Consider the following 21,964-nt stretch of genomic DNA (forward strand, 5'->3'; position numbering starts at 1 on the left):
GCATGGAACTGAAGAGAAACCAGCCGCTGGCGCGCGATGCCATGGCCTATGTGCTTGCTGGCGGGCGCGGCAGCCGGCTCAAGGAACTGACCGACCGGCGCGCCAAGCCCGCCGTCTATTTCGGCGGCAAGACCCGCATCATCGATTTTGCGCTGTCCAATGCCCTGAACTCGGGTATTCGCCGCCTCGGCGTCGCCACCCAGTACAAGGCGCATTCGCTGATCCGCCACCTGCAACGCGGCTGGAACTTCCTCAGGCCCGAGCGAAACGAGAGCTTCGACATCCTGCCGGCGAGCCAGCGCGTCTCGGAGACGCAATGGTATGAAGGAACTGCCGACGCGGTCTACCAGAACATCGACATCATCGAGGCCTATGGCCCCGAATACATGGTCATCCTGGCCGGCGATCACATCTACAAGATGGACTACGAGCTGATGCTGCGCCAGCACGTCGACGCCGGGGCGGACGTTACCGTCGGCTGCCTCGAGGTGCCACGCATGGAAGCGACGGGCTTCGGCGTCATGCATGTCGACAAGAAGGACAGCATCATTTCGTTCATCGAGAAGCCGGCCGATCCGCCCGGCATTCCCGACAAGCCGGACTATGCGCTGGCCTCGATGGGCATCTATGTCTTCAAGACCAAGTTCCTGATGGAGCAGTTGCGCCGCGACGCCAACGAGCCGGAATCGAGCCGAGATTTCGGCAAGGACATCATTCCCTACATCGTCCAGCACGGCAAAGCCGTGGCCCATCGCTTCGCCAAGTCCTGCGTGCGTTCGAGCATGGAAGGCGAGGCCTACTGGCGCGATGTCGGAACCGTCGATGCCTACTGGGAAGCCAACATCGACCTGACCGACATCACGCCCGAGCTCGACCTCTATGACCGCGACTGGCCGATCTGGACCTATTCGGAACTGACCCCGCCGGCGAAGTTCGTCCATGACGAGGACGGCCGGCGCGGCTCGGCTGTTTCCTCGCTTGTCTCAGGCGACTGCATCGTCTCGGGTGCCTCGCTCAAGCGCAGCCTGATCTTCACCGGCGCGCGCATCAATTCCTTTTCGACGCTCGAGGACGTGGTGATGCTGCCGGCCTGCTATGTCGGCCGCAATGCACGGCTCAAACGAGTTGTCATAGACCATGGTGTACAGATACCCGAGGGACTGGTCGTCGGTGAGGATCCGGTGCTGGACGCCAAGCGTTTCCGCGTCTCGGAGAAAGGTATCTGCCTGATCACCCAGGACATGATCAACAGGCTGGAGTTGTAATTGGTGCAGGTGCTTTCGGTCACGCCCGAGATTTTCCCGCTGATCAAGACCGGCGGGCTGGCCGATGTCACCGGCGCGCTGCCGGGGGCACTTGCAGGACTTGGCGTTGCCACCCGCAGCCTGGTCCCGGGCTATCCCGTGGTGATGAACGCGCTGAAGAAGAAAAAGGCGGTTCATCAGTACACCGCACTGCAAGGCGGCAAGGCAGCGCTCCATGCTGCCGAAATCGCTGGCCTGGATATGCTGGTGCTTGACGCGCCGCATCTGTTCGACCGGCCCGGTGGTCCCTATGGCGATGCAACCGGCGCCGACTGGCAGGACAATTGGCGGCGGTTCGCAGCACTTGGTCGTGTCGGCGCCGACATCGCTGCCGGTGTGGTCAAGGACTACAAGCCTGACATCGTGCATGCCCATGATTGGCAGTCGGCGATGACGCTGGCCTACATGCGCTATGGCGAGGCGGCGAAGGTGCCGTCGGTGATGACCGTGCACAACCTGGCCTTCCAGGGGCAGTTCGGCGTCAGCATCTTTGCCGGCCTTGGCCTGCCGCAGCAGGCTATGGCGCTCGACGGCGTCGAGTATTATGGCGGCGTCGGCTTCCTCAAGGCTGGCCTGCAGGCAGCGTGGGCGATCACCACCGTCAGCCCGACCTACGCCCAGGAAATCCGGACCCCGGCCTTCGGCATGGGGCTCGACGGGCTCATCAACTTGCGTTCGCCCGATCTCCACGGCATCGTCAACGGCATTGACGACGACATCTGGAACCCGAAGACCGACAAGCATCTTGCGGCGACCTACACGGCGAAGAACCTGAAGGGGCGCAAGGCCAACAAGCGGGCGATCGAAGAGCGCATGACGCTCGATCGCGATGACGGTCCGATCTATTGCGTCGTCAGCCGCCTGACCTGGCAGAAGGGCATCGACATCCTGGCGTCGATCATCGATCCGGTGATCGCCTCCGGTGCGCGGCTGGCGATCCTAGGCTCGGGTGATGCCGGGCTGGAAGGCGCACTTCTGGCTGCCGCCGCGCGCCATCGCGGCCGCGTTGGCGTCGTCATCGGTTATGACGAGGGCCTGTCGCACCTGTTGCAGGGCGGCGCCGATGGCATCCTGATCCCATCGCGCTTCGAGCCGTGCGGTCTCACCCAGCTCTACGGCCTGCGCTATGGCTGCGTGCCGATCGTCGCGCGTACCGGCGGACTGGCGGATACGGTCATCGATGCCAACGAGGCGGCTGTTGCAGCCGGCGTTGCCACAGGCATTCAGTTCGCGCCTGAAGACGCAGCCGCCTTCAATCACGCCATCCTGAGGGCCAACGCGCTGTATGCCGAGCCTGCAACTTGGGCGGCAATCCAAAAGCAGGGCATGAAGTCGGATGTGTCATGGGGCCGCAGCGCCCAGAAATATGCCGCACTTTATCGCATGCTTCTCTCAAAAAGGGATGCCTGAATGATTCGTACCGTCGCCACCACGCCCTACAACGACCAGAAACCCGGCACTTCGGGCCTGCGCAAGAAGGTGCCGGTCTTCCAGCAGCCGAACTATGCCGAGAACTTCATCCAGTCAGTGTTCGATTCGCTTGAAGGCTTGGCTGGCAAGACGCTGGTGGTTGGCGGCGATGGTCGCTTTTACAATCGCGAGGTGATCCAGAAGGTCATCGCCATGGCGGTCGCCAATGGCTTCGGCCGCGTGGTGGTGGGACAGGGCGGCATCCTGTCGACGCCGGCGGCCTCGAACCTGATCCGCAAGCGCAAGGCCTTTGGCGGGTTGATCCTGTCGGCCAGCCATAATCCCGGCGGCCCGCACGAGGATTTCGGCATCAAGTACAATGCCGAAAACGGCGGTCCCGCGCCGGAGAAGATGACCGACGCGGTCTACGCCCGCAGCAAGGTCATCTCGGCCTACAAGATCGCCGATGTCGGCGCGGTCGATCTCGACAAGCTCGGCACTTTCGAGGTCGGCGGCATGAAGGTCGAGGTCGTCGATCCGGTCGCCGATTATGCCGAGCTGATGGAAACGCTGTTCGATTTCGACGCTTTGCGGGCGCTGTTCAAGTCCGGCTTCCGCATGCGCTTCGACGCCATGCATGCCGTGACGGGGCCTTACGCTAAGGAGATACTCGAACGCCGTCTCGGCGCTGCCGAAGGCACCGCCCGCAATTTCGTGCCGCTGGAGGATTTCGGCGGTCACCACCCCGACCCGAACCTCGTTCACGCCAAGCATCTCTATGACGAGATGATGGGACCGAACGCGCCGGACTTCGGAGCGGCCTCCGACGGCGACGGCGACCGCAATCTGATCATCGGTCGCGGCATCTTCATCACGCCGTCGGATTCGCTGGCGATGCTGGCGGCCAATGCGCATCTCGCGCCCGGCTACAGATCGGGCCTCAAGGGCATAGCACGCTCGATGCCGACCAGCGGTGCCGCCGATCGCGTCGCCGAGAAGCTCGGCATCGGCATCTACGAGACACCGACGGGCTGGAAGTTCTTCGGCAATCTGCTCGACGCCGGCATGGCGACGATCTGTGGCGAGGAGAGTGCCGGCACCGGTTCCGATCATGTCCGCGAGAAGGACGGGCTATGGGCGGTGCTGCTGTGGCTCAACATTCTCGCCGTGCGCGGCGAGAGCGCCAAGGACATCGTTGCCAAGCATTGGGCAACCTATGGCCAGAACTACTATTCGCGCCACGACTATGAAGAGGTCGAGACCGACAAGGCCAATGCGCTGGTCGACGAACTGCGCGGCAAGCTGGCGTCCCTGCCAGGAACCACCGTGCAGGGCATGAAGATCGCCAGTGCCGACGACTTTGCCTACAACGATCCGGTCGATGGCTCGGTGAGCAAGAACCAGGGCATCCGCGTGCTGTTCGAGGGTGGCTCGCGTGTCGTCTTCCGTCTGTCGGGCACGGGCACGTCGGGCGCCACTTTGCGCGTCTACATCGAGCGCTACGAACCCGATCCGGCGGGGCACGGGCAGGACACGCAGGCAGCGCTTGCCGACCTGATCAAGGCCGCCGACGACATTGCCGGCATCCGGAGCCATACCGGCCGCGACAAGCCGAGTGTCATCACCTGATGCCAGTGGACCGGGCGGCTGCATATCGGCCGCGGTTCGGCGCGACCGTCAGCGAAAGCGGCATCCGTTTTGCCGTCTGGTCCAGTGCCGCCGAACGCATGTGGGTGTCGATCTTCGGCGCCGACGGCAAGGCGGAGACGGACCGGCTGGAGCTTCAGCGCGAAGGCGATGGCGTTTTCGCGCTTTCCGTTCCGGGCTTGCTGGAGGGCACGCGGTACGGCTTTCGCGCCGACGGGCCATATGCGCCCGAAGACGGCTTGTGGTTCGATCCCGACAAGCTGCTGGTCGATCCTTATGCGCTGCGGCTTGACCGGCCCTACCGCTATGATGTCCGGCTTGCGTCCCCGAGGGGGCAGGGCGGCGACAGCGCCGGCCTGATGCCCAAGGCGGTGGCTGAGACGCTGCCCATCGTGCCGCACGCAGCGCCGGCGTTCAGGCCGGGCGGCCTGATCTACGAAGTGCCGATGCGCGCCTTCACCATGCGGCATCCCGACGTGCCCAAGCGCCTGCGTGGCACGATCCGGGCGCTCGCCGAGCCCGCGATCATCGAACATTTGTTGAAGATCGGCGTGTCGGCGGTCGAGTTGATGCCGGTGACGGCGACGATGGACGAGCGCCACTTGCCTCGCCTCGGCCTCACCAATGCCTGGGGCTACAATCCGGTGACCTTCATGGCGCTCGACCCACGCCTGGCGCCTGGCGGCATGGCCGACCTGCGCGAGACGACGGCAGCACTGCATGCCGCCGGCATCGGCGTCATCCTCGATCTGGTATTCAACCACACCGCCGAAAGCGACGAACTCGGACCGACGCTGTCGCTGCGCGGCGTGGACAACCGTGCCTATTATCGCACGGCGGTCGACGATCCCGGCCGCTATGCCAATGACACTGGAACCGGCAATACGCTTGCCTGCGACCGCCCGGTTGCGCGGGAGCTGGTCCTCGACAGCTTGCGGCATTTCATCGTCCACGCCGGCGTCGATGGGTTCCGCTTCGATCTCGCGCCGGTGCTCGGGCGGGTCGACGGCGAGTTCAGCGCCGACGCGCCATTGCTGCAGGCGATGCGGCACGATCCCGTCATCGGCGACCGGGTCCTGATCGCCGAACCCTGGGACATCGGTCACAACGGCTATCGGCTGGGCGGCTTTCCCCAGGAACTCCTCGAATGGAACGACCGTTACCGCGACGACGTCAGGCGTTTCTGGCGCGGCGATCGCGGCATGGTGGGAGCGCTGGCGACACGGCTTGCGGGATCGTCGGATACCTTCGGCGGTGGCGTGCAAACGCGGACCGTGAACTTCATTGCTGCCCATGACGGCATGACGGTCGCCGATCTCGTTCGCTACGAGCGCAAGCACAACGAGGCCAATGGCGAACACAATCACGACGGCCACAACGAGAACTTCTCGTGGAACAACGGCGTCGAGGGCGAGAGCGGCGATCCTGAAATCGCTGCCGAGCGCGATCGCGATATCCGAGCCTTGCTGGCGACGCTGTTTGCCTCACGCGGCGCCATCATGCTGACGGCCGGCGACGAATTCGGCCGGAGCCAGCGCGGCAACAACAATGCCTACGCCCAGGACAACGAGCTGACCTGGCTCGATTGGGCCGAACGTGACGTCGCGTTGGAGGACTTTGTCGCTGCTCTTGGCAAGTTGAGGCGAGAGGTGCCAGCGCTGGCGCAACTGGATTTTCTGCGAGGTTCGGCCGTTGATGGCTCGCAGATTGCAGATGTCGAGTGGCTGACCGAGGCCGGTCGAGCGATGGGCGACGCCAATTGGCATGAACCCGACCGCCACCGGCTGACAATGCTGCTGGGCAATGGTGACGCTTCCGGCGGCCGGTTTGCAGTCATGATCAATGGCTCGCGGCGTGATGTGCATTTTGCCTTGCCAGTGCGTTCGGCTTTCGAATGGCGTCCGGCTCTGGACGGATCGGTTTCGGGGGGTGGGCGCTTCGGCGTGCCGGCGCGCAGTGTTTCATTTGCGATAGAACGGCCTCAGGCCGTGAGCCAGGGAGATTAGCCATGACGCAGCAAGCCGGATCTGGTGCCGACTGGTGGCGCGGCTGCGTCATCTACCAGGTCTATCCGCGCTCGTTCCAGGACAGCACCGGTGATGGTAGCGGCGATCTTGCCGGCATCACCAGGCGCCTGCCGCATATTGCTTCGCTGGGTGTGGACGCGGTCTGGCTGTCGCCCTTCTTCAAGTCGCCTATGGCCGACATGGGCTACGACGTGTCGGACTACTGCGCCGTCGATCCGATGTTCGGCACGCTTGCCGACTTCGATGCGATGATATCAGAGGCGCACCGCCTCGGGCTAAAGATCATCATCGACCAGGTGCTGTCGCATTCCTCCGACAAGCATCCCTGGTTTGTCGAAAGCCGGTCCAGCCGCGACAATCCCAAGGCCGATTGGTATGTCTGGGCGCAGCCCAAGCCAGATGGCACCGCGCCGAACAACTGGCTGTCGATCTTCGGCGGTCCGGGCTGGGAGTGGGATTCGACGCGCAAGCAGTATTATCAGCACAACTTCCTCGCCTCGCAGCCCGATCTCAATTTCCACAATCCCGAAGTGCAGGACGCGCTTCTGGAAACGGTGCGCTTCTGGCTCGATCGCGGCGTCGATGGCTTCCGGCTCGATACGGTGAATTTCTACGTCCACGACAAGTGGCTGCGCGACAATCCGCCGTTGGCGAAGAGCGTTGCCGGCGAGAACGAGGAAGCCAACCCCTACGAATACCAGGACCATCTGTTCGACAAGACGCGGCCGGAAAACATCGCCTTCCTCGAGCGGTTTCGCGCGCTGCTCGACGAATATGGCAATCGCGGTTCGGTGGGCGAGGTCGGCGATGGCGAGCGGTCGCTGCAGACGGTGGCGGCCTACACGTCGGGCGGCGACAAGCTGCACATGTGCTACACATTCGACCTGCTTGGCCCGAAATTCTCCGCCGCTCACGTCCACAAATGCATTGCCGATTTCGAGGCGGCGGTGACCGATGGCTGGGTCTGCTGGGCATTCTCCAACCACGACGTGATCCGCCATGTGACGCGCTGGACGAGGCCCGGCTGCGACCCTGAGGCTGTCGCCAAGTTCTCGATTGCCTTGCTTGCCTGCCTGCGTGGCTCGATCTGCATCTACCAGGGCGAGGAGCTTGGCCTGGAGGAGGCGGAGATCGCCTTCGAAGACCTCCGCGATCCCTACGGCATCCGCTTTTGGCCGGGCTACAAAGGCCGCGACGGATGCCGTACGCCGATGGTTTGGGAGGCCCAGGCAGAGCAGGGCGGTTTCTCGGATGGCAAACCCTGGCTGCCGATTTCGGCTGCCCATCGTGCGCTCGCGGTCGACCGCCAGCAGCGCGATGCGGAATCAGTTCTGTGTCGTTACAGAGCGGTTCTTGCGGCCCGAAGGACGCTTCCGGCACTTATCCACGGCTCGATTACGTTGCTGGAAACCGAAGGCGAAGTGCTCGCTTTCGTGCGTGAGGAGGGGGCCGAACGGATGCTCTGCGTCTTCAACTTTTCCGAAAAAGCGGCGTCATTGCCAGTTCCGGCAAGGCTTGGTGGCCTGAGCCCAGTCCAGTTTCCCGGGGCTTTAGGTGAACGCGAAAAAGACCGTATCACCTTGGCCCCGCTCGATTACTTTATCGGGCGCTTTGTTTGAACTCGCTCAAGTTGACTTTAGGTGAGCACGAGTCGTGTTGAAAATAAAAATTGTCGTGTCTAGTGTCAGCCACCGCTGGCGGTAGGGAGCTGCCGGCTCGCTCAACGAAACCGGAAAAATCCGGCATTCGGGCGCTAACCAGGCGAGGCCGTGTTTACGGGGAACACGCCTATTTGGGAGAAGTACACATGCTGAAGAACATGCTGAAAGCGACAGTGTTCGCTACGACGCTTGCGCTGTCTGCTGGAGCGTTGTCCGTTCCGGCCTTTGCGGAGGTCGTCTTTAATCGCGGCAATTCGGCCGATCCGGAATCGCTTGATCCGCACAAGACATCGACCGTCTACGAAGCTCACATCCTGCGCGACCTGTTCGAAGGTCTGGTGATGCAGGACCAGAATGCCGAAGTCATTCCGGGTGCAGCCGAGAGCTGGACCGTTTCGGATGACGGCACCGTCTACACCTTCAAGCTCCGCCAGGGCGGCACCTGGTCGGATGGCAGCCCGGTTACCGCTGACGATTTCGTCTACTCCTTCCGTCGCCTCGAGGATCCGGCAACCGCCGCTGAGTATGCCTCGATGCTCTACGTCGTGAAGAACGCCGAAGAAGTGAACACCGGCAAGGCCAAGCCCGAAGAACTCGGCGTCAAGGCAGTCGATGCCAACACCTTCGAAGTGACCCTGAAGTCGCCGACCCCTTACTTCCTCGAGATGCTGACGCACCAGTCCACCTATCCGGTGAACAAGGCTGCCATCGACAAGCTCGGCGCCGACTGGATCAAGCCGGGCAACCTGGTTTCCAACGGCGCGTTCACGCTGGCTGAGTTCGTCCCGAACGATCACATCAAGCTGCTCAAGAACCCGAAGTTCCATGACGCCGCCAATGTGAAGCTCGACGCCGTCAACTACTTCCCGACGGAAGACCGCTCGACCGCCATCAAGCGCTTCGAGGCCGGCGAACTCGACTCCAACGACGACATCCCGACCGAGCAGATGGCTGACCTGAAGGCCAAGTTCGGCGAACAGCTGCGTATCGGCGCCTATCTCGGCACCTATTATTACGCGATCAAGACGGACAAGGCACCGTGGGACAATGTCGAGCTGCGCAACGCAGTCTCGATGGCAATCGACCGCGACTTCCTCGCCGAGAAGGTCTGGCAGAATTCTATGCTGCCCGGCTATTCGATGGTTCCTCCGGGTATCGACGGCTACAAGTCGTCGCTGGCCAAGTTCGCCGAGATGTCGCAGATCGACCGTGAGGACGAGGCCAAGAAGGTTCTCGAAAAGCTCGGCTACGGTCCCGACAAGCCGCTGAAGATGGAAATCCGCTACAACACGTCGGAGAACCACAAGAACACCGCGGTTGCCATCCAGGAACAGCTCAAGCCGCTCGGCATCGAGGTGACCCTGCTCAACACCGACACCAAGACCCACTACGGCCACCTGGAGCAGAAGGGTGACTTCGACGTCGCTCGCGCTGGCTGGATCGCCGACTACAAGGATCCGGAAAGCTTCCTCGGCATTTCGCGTAAGGCTTCCGGCAACAACTACTCGAACTTCAACAACCCGAAGTTTGAAGAGGCCATGAACAAGGCTGCTGCCGATGGCGGCAAGCCGGAGCTCCGCCTCAAGGACCTCGAAGAAGCAGAACGCATCCTGATCGACGAAGTCGGCCAGATCCCGCTGCTCTACTATAGCTACAAGAACCTCGTTTCGCCGAAGATCAAGGGCTTCGACGAGAACGTCATGGACGTTCATCCTTCGCGCTTCGTCAGCAAGGACTAGTCCCGGCTCTGCCGCTGCCCCCTGAAAAAGGGGGCGGCGGTCCCGGCTAACCTGCGAAGGCGTGGTAGCTATGTTTCTCTATGTATTCAGGCGGCTTCTGACCGCCATCCCGACGATGTTCGTCATCGTCACGCTGGCCTTCTTCCTGATCCGCGTCGCCCCCGGCGGCCCATTCAATCAGGAGCGCGGTCTCAGTCCCGAGATCAAGGCCAACCTCGAAGCGCAATTCGGTCTCAGCGATCCGATCTGGCTTCAATACGTCAACTATCTCAAGAACCTGCTGCACGGTAATTTCGGGCCCAGCTACAACCTGCCCGACTTCACCGTCACCGAGCTGTTCGCCAACGGCCTGCCGATCTCGGTCCAGCTTGGCCTGTCGGCTCTGGTCCTGGCGCTTGCCGTCGGCACGGTGCTTGGTATCGTCGCAGCACTCAACCAGAACAAGCTTGGCGACTATTCGGTCATCGCACTTGCCACTGCTGGCAGCACGATCCCGACCTTCGTCATCGCCCCCGTCATCCAGCTTCTGTTTGGCCTGACCTGGAAGCTGCTGCCGATCGGCGGCTGGGGGGACGGTGCTTGGATCAACAAGATCGGCCCGATCCTGACGCTGTCGCTGCCACAGATCGCCATCGTGGCGCGCCTGATGCGTGGTTCGATGATCGAGTCCCTGCGCTCCAATCATATCAGAACGGCGCGTGCGCTTGGCCTTTCCGACTGGTCGGTGGTGGTCAAGCATGCGCTGAGAGGCGCTGTCCTGCCCATCGTGTCTTATGCGGGCCCGGCAGCGGCGGCGTTGCTCACCGGTTCGATCATCGTGGAGACCATTTTCGCTATCCCCGGAATTGGCCGCTACTTCGTCGATGCCGCGCTCAACCGCGACTACACGCTGGTGATGGGCACCGTGGTGGTGATTGCGATGTTTACAATCGCATTCAACCTGATCGTCGACATTCTCTATGCCTTCTTCGATCCGAGGGTGCGCTATGACTGATACAGCCATGACCGCGCCTGTCGTCGGCAGATCGCTCTGGGGTGATGCCTGGGCACGCCTCAAGGCCAACAAGGCTGCGATGTTCAGCCTCTTTTACCTGATCGGCATGGCGACCGTCTGCATCGTCGGACCGTTCTTCGTGCCGCATCAGTACACGACGATCTATGCCGACTATGTCAGGACGCCGCCAAGTCTCTCGGCCTATCCAAAGCCGGAGATGATCGAAACCGCCATGACAGACGCCGTCAAGCGTATGCGGGTTGACGTCAAGGAATGGCGTCAGGAAGGCGAACGGGTGTTCATTACGGTGACGTCGGCCAAGCCGCTCGACGAACGCAACATCCGCTACCTCGACCGTTCCGACACGTTCGACAACGGCAAGCTCGAGAGCACGTCCGCCGACGGGCTAACAGCAGTGATGAGCGCCACGATCAAGCAGCAGTACTTCCTCTTCGGCACCGACAACACCGGCCGCGACCTGCTGTCGCGAACGCTGATGGCGGGCCGCATCTCGCTGGCGATCGGCCTTCTTGCTGGCATCGTCGCCGTGGTCATCGGGGTCGTCTATGGCGCCACCGCAGGCTTCATGGGCGGCAAGACCGACGAGGTGATGATGCGCATCGTCGATGTGCTCTATTCGCTTCCCTTCATCTTCTTCGTCATCATGCTGGTCGTCTTCTTCGGACGAAACTTCGTGTTGATGTTCTTAGCGGTGGGGGCGGTGCTGTGGCTCGACATGGCGCGCATCGTGCGTGGCCAGGCCTTGTCGATCCGTAGGCAGGAGTATGTGCAGGCAGCCGAAGCGCTCGGCGTCCGCTCGCGTGGCATCGTGCAGCGTCACGTCATCCCCAACCTGCTCGGGCCGGTGGTCATCTACATGACCCTGCTGGTACCGCAGGTCATCATCCTCGAGAGCTTCCTTTCGTTCCTGGGGCTTGGCGTGCAGGAGCCGATGACGAGCTGGGGCGTGCTGATCTCAGTGGGTGCCAAGAACATCGGTACTGCCAACTGGCTGCTTTTGTTCCCAGCCTTCTTCCTGGTCTCGACGCTGTTCGCGCTGAATTTCATCGGCGACGGCCTGCGTGACGCTCTCGATCCGAAGGACAGGTGAGATGGCTGGAGAAACAATCCTTTCGGTCAAGGACCTGCGCGTCCGCTTCCGCACGCTCGACGGCGTTGTGGAAGCGGTGAAGGGCATCCACCTTCACGTCGACGCCGGCGAGACTGTTGCCGTGGTCGGTGAATCCGGCTCCGGCAAGAGCCAGACGATGATGGCGGCGATGAGCCTGCTGGCATCCAACGGCGAGGCCACCGGCGCTGTCGACTATCGTGGCAAGAACCTGCTGACACTCGGCAAATCGGAACTCAACAAGGTCCGTGGCCGCAAGATCAGCATGATCTTCCAGGAGCCGATGACCTCGCTCGATCCGCTCTACACCATCGGCAACCAGCTGATGGAACCGATCCGCAAGCATCGCGGGTTGAGTGGTGCGGAGGCGCGCGCCGAAGCACTGAGGCTGCTCGAACTGGTCAAGATCCCTGATCCAGAGCGTCGCCTGAAATCATACCCGCACGAAATGTCGGGCGGCCAGCGCCAGCGCGTGATGATCGCCATGGCGCTTGCCAACGACCCCGACATCCTGATCGCCGACGAGCCGACCACAGCACTCGACGTGACGATCCAGGCGCAGATCCTGATGCTGCTTGCCGAACTGCAGCGCAAGCTCGGCATGGCGATCGTCTTCATCACCCATGACCTCGGCATTGTTCGGCGCTTTGCCGACCGTGTCTATGTCATGCGCTATGGCGAGGTGGTGGAGGAGGGCAAGGCCGACGAACTGTTCGCCAACCCGCAGCACGACTACACCAAGATGCTGCTGGCGGCCGAGCCGACCGGTCGCAAGTCGCCACCTGCCGACAAGGCGCCGATCTTGCTGGAAGGCCGCAATGTAGAGGTGGAGTTCAAGATTGGTGGCGGCTTCCTTGCCGGCCCGCCGATGCTGCTTCGGGCGGTCGATCGCATCTCGATAATGCTCAAGCAACGCCAGACGATCGGCATTGTCGGCGAATCCGGATCGGGTAAGTCGACGCTGGGCCGCGCCTTGCTCAGGCTGCTGCCCAGCCAGGGTGTGATCCGCTTTGGCGACAAGGACCTGTCAAAGGCCGATCGCGCCGAGATGCGCCCGCTGCGTCGGGAGCTTCAGCTGGTGTTCCAGGATCCTTTTGGCTCCTTGTCGCCGCGCATGACGGTGGGCCAGATCATCACCGAAGGACTGCTGGTCCACGAGCCGTCGCTGTCGTCAAAGGAACGTGACAATCGGGCGGTGGAGGCTCTGCGCGAGGTCGGGCTGTCGCCCGAGACACGCAACCGCTATCCGCATGAGTTCTCCGGCGGCCAGCGCCAGCGCATCGCAATCGCGCGGGCAATGATCCTCAAGCCAAAGGTCGTCGTGCTCGACGAGCCGACCTCGGCGCTCGACCGGTCGGTGCAGAAGCAGATCGTCGAACTGTTGCGCAAGCTGCAGGCCGACCACGACCTGTCCTACCTGTTCATCAGTCACGATCTGGCGGTGGTGCGCGCCATGTCGGACTACATCATCGTGATGAAGCAGGGAAAGATCGTCGAGGAGGGGCCGACGGAAGAGATCTTCGGTGCGCCCCGCGAAGCCTACACCAAGACGTTGATGGCGGCGGCGATCGACGAGACCAAGTTCCGCCAGTCGGCCTGACGGCGCTTATCTCGACTATTTGCTGAAAAATGACGACAGGCCCGGAGATCGATGTCTCTGGGCCTGTTCGCGTTTAGAGCACGAGAACCGAACGGCCACAGTTTACGCCGTGGACCCGGACGTCGGCTTCGCCGATCTTTACGCCCACCAGCGACAGGACGTTGTACAGCAGGCCGTCGATAGGCGCCGTCACGCCTGACAGCAACCCGATGATGGCGGTCTTAACTGCGGCGTCTGTCGGCACGAACAGCCCGAGGCCAAGACCCAGCACCTTGAGCTCGATGTCCAGCGTCAGCCCGCTCAGCAGCGAGGCTGTCAGCGATTGCGTCAGGTTGCGGGTCGAAACCGACTTGATCCTGCGCGCGTCGATGTCGCTCTTGTTGAAGGTAAGGGTAGATGGCGTCATGTTGCCGATCCGCACATTGGCGGCACCCTTGACGTCGACAGTCAGCACGTTGAGGCCGACCGGGTTGAGTTTTACCAGCTGCGCTGGCTGTATAACCGGTCTCTTTGTGAAAACCTTGAGTTCCGCCGGGTCGATGTCTCCGAGCCAGATTTCCGCGACGCCCGGCTGGGCAGCAACGGTGACGATTGCGCTTGCCGGCTTGCCGGTGGGGCAGGAGACGCTTTTGAGCTGGGCCTCGGCATATGCCAGCTCGACATAGAGCGGCACCCGCACCGATCCACCCAACACGCTGTCGACCAGCCCACCAGCGCCGCCGACGGTGACGACGAGTTGCAGCCTTGTCTGCGCCGTGCGCACGATCTTGCCCGGCTCGCCCACCGCAAACCAGCTGTACCCTTGCGGCGGTTCGCCGATGGCAACGTTCAGCTTGACACCGAGCAGGCCTGGCACACCGGCACCGAGGTCGACGGCGACCTGGTTCTTGCCGTTGGCGATTGCGGCCGCAGCGCTCAGCAGTTCCATGATGCCGACATTGGCATCCAGCCCGGCGGCGCCGCGGCCTGTCGCCAGTTTGCCAATGGCGCCGAGGTCGATGTAGTTCTTCAGCGGCACCTTGAGCGAACCCGGGATATGAGAACCCAGGAGCTTGTTCAGAGCGATGTCGGCGTCCCTGTCCTTGTTGACCGTTGCCAGGGCCGACAGGATCTGCCCGACGGTCGCCTCGGCCTCGAGAACCTCGCTGTAGGTGCCAGCCGTCAGGTTCAGCCCGGTCTTCAGGGCGTCGATGAACTGCAGCGCGTTGACGTCGACGCCCAGCAGCGCATTGTAGTCCATCACGTTCAGCGAAAGGGTCGTGCCAAGCAGGCCGCCGAGGACACCGTTGAGGAGGCCGCCATTGAGGCTGGCAAGCCTGGATCCTACGGAGAAGGCAGCTTCAGCCGGCGCCGTGGCGACCGCGGTTGTGACGATCTTCCGGTCGCCCATCAACGCGTTGGCGAAATAGGTCGTGCCGTCCTTCGAGTAGGTGACGCGCACGGCATTGGGCGGCGTCGCGCCGACGACAAAGCGCGTGGCGGCCGCGACAGTGGGGTCGGCCGCATAGCGGCCTTTTTCGACAAGCACACGCTGATAGCCGACTGCGAGCGTTTGAGGGGTGGAGCCGTCAACCAGGACGACTTTCGTCTGCTGATTGTTGTTGAACACCTTCAATACCGCGGCATCGGCCTTGGCGATGTTGGCTGCGGCATAGATCGCGGCCAGATCGGTGACCGACTGGGCTTCGCGGCGCTCGACATAAAGCGAGCCTTCGTCGACCGCCAGAGCCGCCGCGGCCAGGCCGATCGGCAGCGACAGGGCAAACATGGTGGCCATGTTGCCTTTTCGGGAACGACGGAACTCAACCAATCTCTTGAGAATTGCTGCAAACATTCAGATGCCCCCCACCCGAATAGTCGAACTGCGTTTGATCGTCTGTTCCGGCATTGGGAGCATTGGCAGCAGATTCCAGATCGGAAGCTGGCGCGCGTCGTAGCTCAACGAAACAACGAACTGTTCGCTGTCATTGACATTGTCTTTGACGTCGATGGTCAACTTGCTCTTGTCGATGAGGACGTAACCGTCAGCGTTGAGATCGAGATATCTCTGCGCGAGCGTCTTGCGCTCGGCTTCGTTGAGCCCGCCAATGGCGGTTCGGGCTGCGTCGGCTGCCATCTGCTGGACGGAATGCAGGGCGCCGAAGTAAATGCCGTAAGCAATCATCCCGAACACAAGAAGGATGAAGACCGGTGCGACAATTGCAAACTCTATTGCCGAAGTACCGGATTTCGACTGAAGGAAGCTGCTTGTATCAGGCGGTCGTCCTCGAAGCAGGTTCCTTTGCCATCTGCCCAAGCCAATTCGTTCGGTAAATGGCCTGGAACCGTCTGCTCCGAGCTTGCAGCGTCGGCACAAGCGCCATGCCCCAGACGTCCTGCTTGTCGCTAGAGTCGGGAGCTCCCGGAAATATTGTTTGTACACAAAGTAATTATGCCCAGTCATATGCCACCTGTTTGGCTTTTGCCAAGATCTTCGGCCTCGATGATCAGAGATAAGAAAGATCAAGGGCAGAGTGGGCGCAGAAGATTATCGATTTGCTAATATGGCGCTTCGCGGTGGCGGATGATCAAGAATGGTTCAACGCCGATACTAAAATCTGCTTAAAACAATCAGCAACTTGTATGAGGTATGGCGTGCATTGTTAGATAGAATGCGTAGATGACGAGCGCACATCTTCTTGCGGCAGGTAGTGCGCAACTCTTGATTGCCGTCTTGCGAATAGTACGCGCCAATCTCGGAAATCTTGCCAGCGTCAGTCGAGAATTCTGGCGCGGTGCTGACAAAAGTTGCAAGCGGGCAAAGAAGCCAGTCTCTGGCGCTTCGGCTTAAGGAGTTGGGATTTCGGGATTTTTCTGGTCGGAGTGGCAGGATTCGAACCTGCGACCCCATCGTCCCGAACGATGTGCGCTACCAGGCTGCGCTACACTCCGTGACCAGTGGGCGGGCTTATAGCCGCCGGTTCGGGTTCCTGCAAGCGCCAAAGGTTCGACTGGCGCAATTTTTCGCAAGTGAGTAATCTTGTTGTGCTTTTAAGCCTTTTTGCTGCCGTGGCGGGAGGGGACAGTGCCCCGATCTTGCGGTATTCGATCCCGAACAGAATCTATGCGCAGCCATGGCGCCGGAGTGCAGACGTGAATTTCAAGCCAGTCGCCCAAGCATCTCCCAACACGTTCGAATTCGAGACGCTCCCACTGGTTAAACCGACCGGTTTTCGCGAATACGACGCGCGCTGGTGGTTCGGCCATCCGAGTTCGGCCAAGGAGCCGGAACTCAACCTGATCGGCGTCCAGGCGCTGGGCATGGGCATCGGTACGTTGATCCGGCGTCTCGGCGCAGGCCCCGACATTGTCGTCGGCCACGATTTCCGCTCCTACTCGATGTCGATCAAGCTGGCGCTTGTGTCGGGGCTTCTGGCGGCGGGTGCCCGCGTCAAGGACATCGGCCTCGCGCTTTCGCCGATGGCTTACTTCGCCCAGTTCGCGCTCGACACACCGTCGGTGGCCATGGTCACCGCCTCGCATAACGAAAACGGCTGGACCGGCGTCAAGATGGGCGCGCAGCGGCCGCTGACCTTCGGGCCGGACGAAATGTCGGCGCTGAAGGAGGTCGTGCTCAACGGCGATTTCGACCTGATCGGCAGCGGCACCTACGAATTCGTGCCCAATTTCCGCAAGATCTACATCGATGACCTCGTTACTGGCAAACGCATCACGCGCAAGCTGCGCGTCGTCGCCGCCTGCGGCAACGGCACGGCGGGGGCCTTTGCGCCGGAAGCGCTGGAGCGCATCGGCTGCGAGGTCATCCCGCTCGACATCGAGCTCGACCATTCGTTCCCGCGTTACAACCCCAACCCTGAGGACATGCAGATGCTGCATGCGATCAGGGACAAGGTGCTGGAAACAGGCGCCGATGTCGGGCTCGGCTTCGACGGCGACGGTGACCGTTGCGGTGTGGTTGACAACGAGGGCAACGAGATCTTCGCCGACAAGGTCGGCGTGATGTTGGCGCGCGATATCTCGGCGCTCTATCCCAACTCGACCTTTGTCGTTGACGTGAAGTCGACGGGCCTGTTCAACACCGACAAGGTGCTGGCCGCCAACGGCGCGAAGACCGACTACTGGAAAACAGGTCACTCCTATCTCAAGCGGCGCGTCGCCGAACTGAGCGCGATCGCCGGCTTTGAAAAGTCGGGCCACTTCTTCTTCAACCCGCCGATCGGGCGCGGCTATGACGATGGTATCGTCACGGCGATTGCCGTTTGCCAGATGCTCGACCGCAGCCCCGGTAAGTCGATGGCGGATCTCTACCGCGACCTGCCGCTGACTTACGGCACGCCGACCATGTCGCCACATTGCGACGACGAGTTGAAATATGGCGTCGTCGACAAGGTCGTCGCAGATTTCGAGGCAATGAAGCGCGATGGCGAAATCTTCGCCGGCCAGAAGATCGTTGACCTGGTGACCGTCAACGGCGTGCGTGTCGTTGCCGAGGATGGCACCTGGGGGCTCGTTCGCGCGTCCTCCAACAAGCCGGAACTGGTCGTGGTGGTGGAAAGCCCGGTATCGTCGGAGCGCCGGCGCGAGATGTTCGAGGCGGTTGACGCTGTGCTGAGGCGCAATCCGTCCGTCGGCGCCTACAACCAGACCTTCTGAGGGGAGTGGGCATGGCCGAGAGGATCGTCAGTTTTGTGATGAGCGGAGGCGTCGGCTCCCGTCTCTGGCCGCTGTCGCGCGAGGACAACCCCAAGCAGTTCCACGATCTGTCGGGCGACGGCTCGATGCTCGTCAAGACGCTGAAGCGGCTTGCTGCGCGCGACGACGGTGAAACCCCGATCTATCTGATCGCATCGGAGCGCCATGCCGAACGGGTGCGGGCCGATCTCGCGGCGATCGATCTTGCCGGCGGCGGCGCGATCTTCGAGCCGACGGGCCGCAACACGGCGGCAGCCGTGGCAATCGCCGCGTTGCAGACCATCAAGGCCTATGGCGACGGCATCGTGCTGGTGGTGCCCTCAGACCATGAGATTTCGACGCAGCGTCAGTTCTGGGACACGGTCGAGCGTGGCGTCCCTGCGGCCAATGCCGGGCGCCTTGTCGTCTTTGGCATCAAGCCGGCGACACCGGAGACCGGCTACGGCTACATCGAGGTTGGTGGCGAAGCCGGCGACGTCGCGGACGTCACCCGTTTTGTCGAAAAGCCTGACTTGGCGACCGCCGAAACGTATCTCGCCGCTGGCAACTTCTTCTGGAACGCCGGCATCTTCCTGTTCAAGGCGAGCGCCATGCGCGACGCCTTCCTCAAGCACCAGCCGGAAATCTGGCAGAAGGCCGAAGCCGCGTTCAAGGCTGCCACCAGCGACCTCTCCGGCGTGTACATGTCGCTGGACGCCTATCAGGCTATTCCGTCCAACTCGATCGACTATGCCATCATGGAACGCGTCAGCGGCATCGCCATGGTGCCGGCGAGCTTCCGCTGGAACGATCTGGGGTCGTGGCAGTCGCTGCTCGACGTCAGCCCCTCTGACAAGGACGGTAATGTCATTGTTGGCGACGTCGTCGCCATCGACTGCGAGAACTCCTACTTGCGCGGCGAAGGACGTCTGCTCTCGGCAATCGGCCTTAAGGACGTCGCCATCGTCTCGACTTCCGACGCGACATTCGTGGCGCCCGTCAGTCACAGCCAGAACGTCAAGAAGATCGTTGAGCAGCTTGAAAAGAGCGGGCGGCTGGAGACCAAATTCACGCCGGCGCATGGTCGTGTGATCGCCAACGGCGCCTGGCGCCGACGGGTGCAGCATTGGCTGATGGAAGAGACGCTGCCGTTGTGGTCAACTGTCGGCGTCGATGAGCAGTTTGGCGGCTTCTACGAGGCGCTCGGCTTCGACGCGCGGCCTTTGGCCAAGCCCAAACGCATGCGCACCATGGCGCGGCAGGTTTACGCCTTCGCGGTCGCCAAGCAGCGCGGCTGGGGCGGCAGGGCCGATCAGCTTATCGACCACGGCATACGCTTCATGGCGGACAAGGGCCGTACCGAACGCGGCGGCTGGGTGCGGACGCTCAACCCTGATGGCAGCGTGCTAGACCCGATCGAAGACGCTTACGACCATGCCTGCGTGCTTTTGGCGCTGGCCCATGCCCATCGCTCGGGCAACGCCGAGGCGCTGGGCCTTGCCACCGAAACATTCGCCTTCCTCGACAAGCACCTCGAGGATGAGCGCATGACGGGCTTCATGGAGAGCCCCGACGGCGAGGGCGTGCGGCGATCCAACCCGCACATGCATCTGCTGGAGGCGTTCCTCGCCTGGCATGCGGTGACGGGCGATCGCGCTTATCTCAGGCGGGCCGCGCGCATCATCGACCTGTTCCGCAGCCACTTCTTCGAGGTCGACAGCTGGACGCTGGGCGAGTTCTTCGACCGCGACTGGCATCCCGCGCCAGGCGAAAAGGGCCAGTGGACCGAGCCCGGCCATCATTTTGAATGGGCCTCGCTGCTGGTCGATTTCGCCGACAAGAGCGGCCAGAAGGACCTCGTTGCCTTCGGCCGCAAGCTCTATGCCTCGGCGGTCGCCAACGGTCTCAACCGCGCAACGGGGCTGGCTTATGGCGCGGTGTCGCGGCAGGGCCTGCCGCTCGACAACATCTCGCGCAGCTGGCCGCAGACCGAAGCGATCAAGGCGGCTGTCGCGCTCGACGGTACCGGCGGCCCCGATCTCAAGCCCGAGATCGAGGCACGTGTCGGACGCCTGTTCCGCTGGCACATCGACCCCGCGCCGCAAGGACTGTGGATCGACCAGATCGACGAGCGCGGCCGCTCGCTGGCCAAGGAAGTGCCGGCTAGCATCTTCTACCATCTGGTGACGGCACTGACGCAGTATCTCGACAAGACAGAGGACGTCGCGCACTAACTTCGAACCAACAAAAAAGCCGGCCAATTGGCCGGCTTTTGCTTTCCAGACGATGCCGCTCAGTACGGGCTCGCGACGTCGCCGGTCTCGACATAGATCGTCTTGAGCTGCGAGTAGTGCGAAAGGGCGGCGAGCGAGTTTTCGCGGCCGATGCCCGACTGCTTGGCGCCGCCGAAGGGGATTTCGACCGGCGTCAGATTGTAGGCGTTGATCCAGCAGGTGCCGGCCTTGAGCTCACCGATGACGCGATGACCACGCGCAATGTCCTTGGTGAACACGCCGGCGGCGAGGCCGAACTCGGTGTCGTTGGCGCGGGCGATTACTTCTTCTTCGCTGTGGAAGGACAGTACGCTCATGACGGGGCCGAAGATTTCCTCGCGGGCGATGCGCATGTTGTCGGTGACACCGGTGAACACGGTCGGCTCGACGAAGTTGCCACCCTCGAAACCCTGCAGCGACGGCGTGCCGCCACCGCAGCGCAGTTCGGCGCCTTCGCGCTGGCCGACGGCGATGTAATCCAGGACCTTGTCGTGCTGGGCCTTGCTGACCAGCGGGCCCATCTGCGTTTCAGGGTCGAGCGGGTCGCCGATGCGGATCGACTTGGTGCGTTCGACCAGCCGCTCGACGAAGCGGTCATGCAGCCCCTTCTGGACGAAGACGCGGGTGCCGTTGGAGCAGACCTGGCCGGTGGAGTAGAAATTGCCGAGCATCGCGCCGCCAACGGCGTTTTCGAGATCGGCGTCGTCGAAGACGATGATCGGCGACTTGCCGCCGAGTTCCATCGTCGCGTGCTTCATGTGCGAGCCGGCGAGCGACAGCACCTTCTTGCCCGTCGGCACCGAGCCGGTGAGCGAAATCTTGTCGATCACGGGATGCGCGGCGAGTGCGGCGCCAACATCGCCATAACCCTGGACGACGTTGAACAATCCGTCGGGCAGGCCGGCTTCGGTGTAGATCTCGGCCAGCGCAAGAGCCGACAGGGGCGTGTTCTCGGACGGCTTGAACACCATGGCGTTGCCCATGGCGAGTGCGGGGGCCGACTTCCAGCCGGCGATCTGGATCGGATAGTTCCAGGCTCCGATGCCGACGCAGACGCCGAGTGCCTCGCGCTTGGTGTAGGCGAAGGGGCCGCCGAGATCGACATAGTCGCCGTTGAAGGCAGCGACCGCACCGGCGAAGTATTCAAGACAGTCGGCGGCAGAGGCTGCGTCGGCGACCAACGTCTCCTGGATCGCCTTGCCGGTGTCGAGCGTCTCGATACGCGACAGTTCCTCGTTGCGGGCGCGTAGTATGTCGGCAGCACGGCGCAGTATGCGGCCGCGTTCGACCGGCTTCAGGCGACCCCACACCGGCTGCGCCTCGCGCGCCGCTTCGACGGCCAGCTCGACGATGTTGGGCGTCGCCGACCGCAGCTCGGCGATGGTCTCGCCTGTTGCCGGATAGATAACCGGGATCGGGGCACCGCGCTCGTCGTCGATGTAGCGGCCGTTGACATAGTGCGAGGCTTTGGGCTGGGCGCGCATGCGTTTGCTCCAGTTGTATTTTTGA

14 protein-coding genes and 1 tRNA gene are annotated in these 21,964 nt (G+C 62.4%); 11 read left to right on the forward strand and 4 right to left on the reverse strand.

The features are described from left to right. Positions 1 to 2: 2 nt before the first annotated feature. From glgC to ACSQ3E_RS07265, 9 genes are all read left to right on the forward strand, one after another. Complete coding sequence (glgC, locus tag ACSQ3E_RS07225; RefSeq protein WP_436122166.1) at positions 3 to 1,265, forward strand: glucose-1-phosphate adenylyltransferase; 1,263 nt, start codon at positions 3 to 5, stop codon at positions 1,263 to 1,265. 3 nt (positions 1,266 to 1,268) lie between these two features. Then, positions 1,269 to 2,714: a glycogen synthase GlgA gene (glgA, locus tag ACSQ3E_RS07230; protein ID WP_436122167.1), complete on the forward strand. Its 1,446-nt coding sequence runs from the start codon at positions 1,269 to 1,271 to the stop codon at positions 2,712 to 2,714. Continuing rightward, the gene (locus tag ACSQ3E_RS07235) at positions 2,715 to 4,343 is read left to right on the forward strand and encodes an alpha-D-glucose phosphate-specific phosphoglucomutase (protein ID WP_436122168.1); all 1,629 of its coding nucleotides are present in this window, start codon (positions 2,715 to 2,717) and stop codon (positions 4,341 to 4,343) included. Next, the gene (gene glgX / locus ACSQ3E_RS07240) at positions 4,343 to 6,367 is read left to right on the forward strand and encodes a glycogen debranching protein GlgX (RefSeq protein WP_436122169.1); all 2,025 of its coding nucleotides are present in this window, start codon (positions 4,343 to 4,345) and stop codon (positions 6,365 to 6,367) included. Before ACSQ3E_RS07235 ends, glgX begins: the two co-directional genes overlap by 1 nt. Positions 6,368 to 6,369: 2 nt before the next feature. Beyond that, on the forward strand, positions 6,370 to 8,007 hold the full coding sequence (bglA, locus tag ACSQ3E_RS07245) for a beta-galactosidase BglA (protein ID WP_436122170.1): 1,638 nt from the start codon (positions 6,370 to 6,372) through the stop codon (positions 8,005 to 8,007). Between the two features lie 188 nt (positions 8,008 to 8,195). Further along, positions 8,196 to 9,788, forward strand: a complete 1,593-nt coding sequence (locus ACSQ3E_RS07250; protein WP_436122171.1) for a peptide ABC transporter substrate-binding protein — start codon at positions 8,196 to 8,198, stop codon at positions 9,786 to 9,788. 70 nt (positions 9,789 to 9,858) lie between these two features. Next, positions 9,859 to 10,782: an ABC transporter permease subunit gene (locus tag ACSQ3E_RS07255; protein WP_310323227.1), complete on the forward strand. Its 924-nt coding sequence runs from the start codon at positions 9,859 to 9,861 to the stop codon at positions 10,780 to 10,782. Continuing rightward, a complete protein-coding gene (locus ACSQ3E_RS07260) occupies positions 10,775 to 11,893 on the forward strand; it encodes an ABC transporter permease (RefSeq protein WP_310323228.1) in 1,119 nt (372 codons plus the stop codon). Before ACSQ3E_RS07255 ends, ACSQ3E_RS07260 begins: the two co-directional genes overlap by 8 nt. 1 nt (position 11,894) lies before the next feature. Then, positions 11,895 to 13,511, forward strand: coding sequence for an ABC transporter ATP-binding protein (locus tag ACSQ3E_RS07265; protein WP_436122172.1), 1,617 nt, complete (start codon positions 11,895 to 11,897; stop codon positions 13,509 to 13,511). Positions 13,512 to 13,584: 73 nt separating this feature from the next. Here ACSQ3E_RS07265 and ACSQ3E_RS07270 read toward each other — a convergent pair whose 3' ends face one another. The 3 genes from ACSQ3E_RS07270 to ACSQ3E_RS07280 all read right to left on the reverse strand — a co-directional run bounded on the left by ACSQ3E_RS07270 (position 13,585) and on the right by ACSQ3E_RS07280 (position 16,442). Continuing rightward, positions 13,585 to 15,288: a pilus assembly protein TadG-related protein gene (locus ACSQ3E_RS07270; RefSeq protein ID WP_436122173.1), complete on the reverse strand. Its 1,704-nt coding sequence runs from the start codon at positions 15,286 to 15,288 to the stop codon at positions 13,585 to 13,587. A gap of 57 nt (positions 15,289 to 15,345) precedes the next feature. Then, on the reverse strand, positions 15,346 to 15,807 hold the full coding sequence (locus ACSQ3E_RS07275; protein ID WP_436122174.1) for a TadE/TadG family type IV pilus assembly protein: 462 nt from the start codon (positions 15,805 to 15,807) through the stop codon (positions 15,346 to 15,348). 558 nt (positions 15,808 to 16,365) lie between these two features. Further along, a tRNA-Pro gene (locus tag ACSQ3E_RS07280) sits at positions 16,366 to 16,442 on the reverse strand. Positions 16,443 to 16,643: 201 nt separating this feature from the next. Here ACSQ3E_RS07280 and ACSQ3E_RS07285 point away from each other — a divergent pair. Both ACSQ3E_RS07285 and ACSQ3E_RS07290 read left to right on the forward strand, forming a co-directional pair. Beyond that, positions 16,644 to 18,164, forward strand: a complete 1,521-nt coding sequence (locus tag ACSQ3E_RS07285; protein WP_436122175.1) for a phosphomannomutase/phosphoglucomutase — start codon at positions 16,644 to 16,646, stop codon at positions 18,162 to 18,164. 11 nt (positions 18,165 to 18,175) lie between these two features. Beyond that, positions 18,176 to 20,416 carry a mannose-1-phosphate guanylyltransferase/mannose-6-phosphate isomerase gene (locus ACSQ3E_RS07290; protein ID WP_436122176.1) on the forward strand — a complete coding sequence of 747 codons (2,241 nt, stop codon included), beginning with the start codon at positions 18,176 to 18,178 and terminating at the stop codon, positions 20,414 to 20,416. A 59-nt stretch (positions 20,417 to 20,475) separates the two neighbouring features. Here the strand turns inward: ACSQ3E_RS07290 and betB are convergent, their stop codons facing one another. Then, positions 20,476 to 21,939 carry a betaine-aldehyde dehydrogenase gene (gene betB, locus ACSQ3E_RS07295; protein WP_436122177.1) on the reverse strand — a complete coding sequence of 488 codons (1,464 nt, stop codon included), beginning with the start codon at positions 21,937 to 21,939 and terminating at the stop codon, positions 20,476 to 20,478. Between the last annotated feature and the right edge of the window lie 25 nt (positions 21,940 to 21,964).

Origin of the sequence: Aminobacter sp. LjRoot7, from assembly GCF_964252895.1 — a bacterium.
GTDB classification, from domain to species: domain Bacteria; phylum Pseudomonadota; class Alphaproteobacteria; order Rhizobiales; family Rhizobiaceae; genus Aminobacter; species Aminobacter aminovorans_B.

Bases quoted from the DNA above. Each gene is read 5' to 3' on its own strand.
- ACSQ3E_RS07260 (WP_310323228.1), top strand. From the start codon at position 10,775: ATGACTGATACAGCCATGACCGCGCCTGTCGTCGGCAGATCGCTCTGG.
- bglA (WP_436122170.1), top strand. From the start codon at position 6,370: ATGACGCAGCAAGCCGGATCTGGTGCCGACTGGTGGCGCGGCTGCGTC.
- ACSQ3E_RS07235 (WP_436122168.1), top strand. From the start codon at position 2,715: ATGATTCGTACCGTCGCCACCACGCCCTACAACGACCAGAAACCCGGC.
- ACSQ3E_RS07290 (WP_436122176.1), top strand. From the start codon at position 18,176: ATGGCCGAGAGGATCGTCAGTTTTGTGATGAGCGGAGGCGTCGGCTCC.
- ACSQ3E_RS07255 (WP_310323227.1), top strand. From the start codon at position 9,859: ATGTTTCTCTATGTATTCAGGCGGCTTCTGACCGCCATCCCGACGATG.
- ACSQ3E_RS07250 (WP_436122171.1), top strand. From the start codon at position 8,196: ATGCTGAAGAACATGCTGAAAGCGACAGTGTTCGCTACGACGCTTGCG.
- glgX (WP_436122169.1), top strand. From the start codon at position 4,343: ATGCCAGTGGACCGGGCGGCTGCATATCGGCCGCGGTTCGGCGCGACC.
- ACSQ3E_RS07270 (WP_436122173.1), bottom strand. From the start codon at position 15,288: ATGGCCACCATGTTTGCCCTGTCGCTGCCGATCGGCCTGGCCGCGGCG.
- glgC (WP_436122166.1), top strand. From the start codon at position 3: ATGGAACTGAAGAGAAACCAGCCGCTGGCGCGCGATGCCATGGCCTAT.
- betB (WP_436122177.1), bottom strand. From the start codon at position 21,939: ATGCGCGCCCAGCCCAAAGCCTCGCACTATGTCAACGGCCGCTACATC.
- ACSQ3E_RS07265 (WP_436122172.1), top strand. From the start codon at position 11,895: ATGGCTGGAGAAACAATCCTTTCGGTCAAGGACCTGCGCGTCCGCTTC.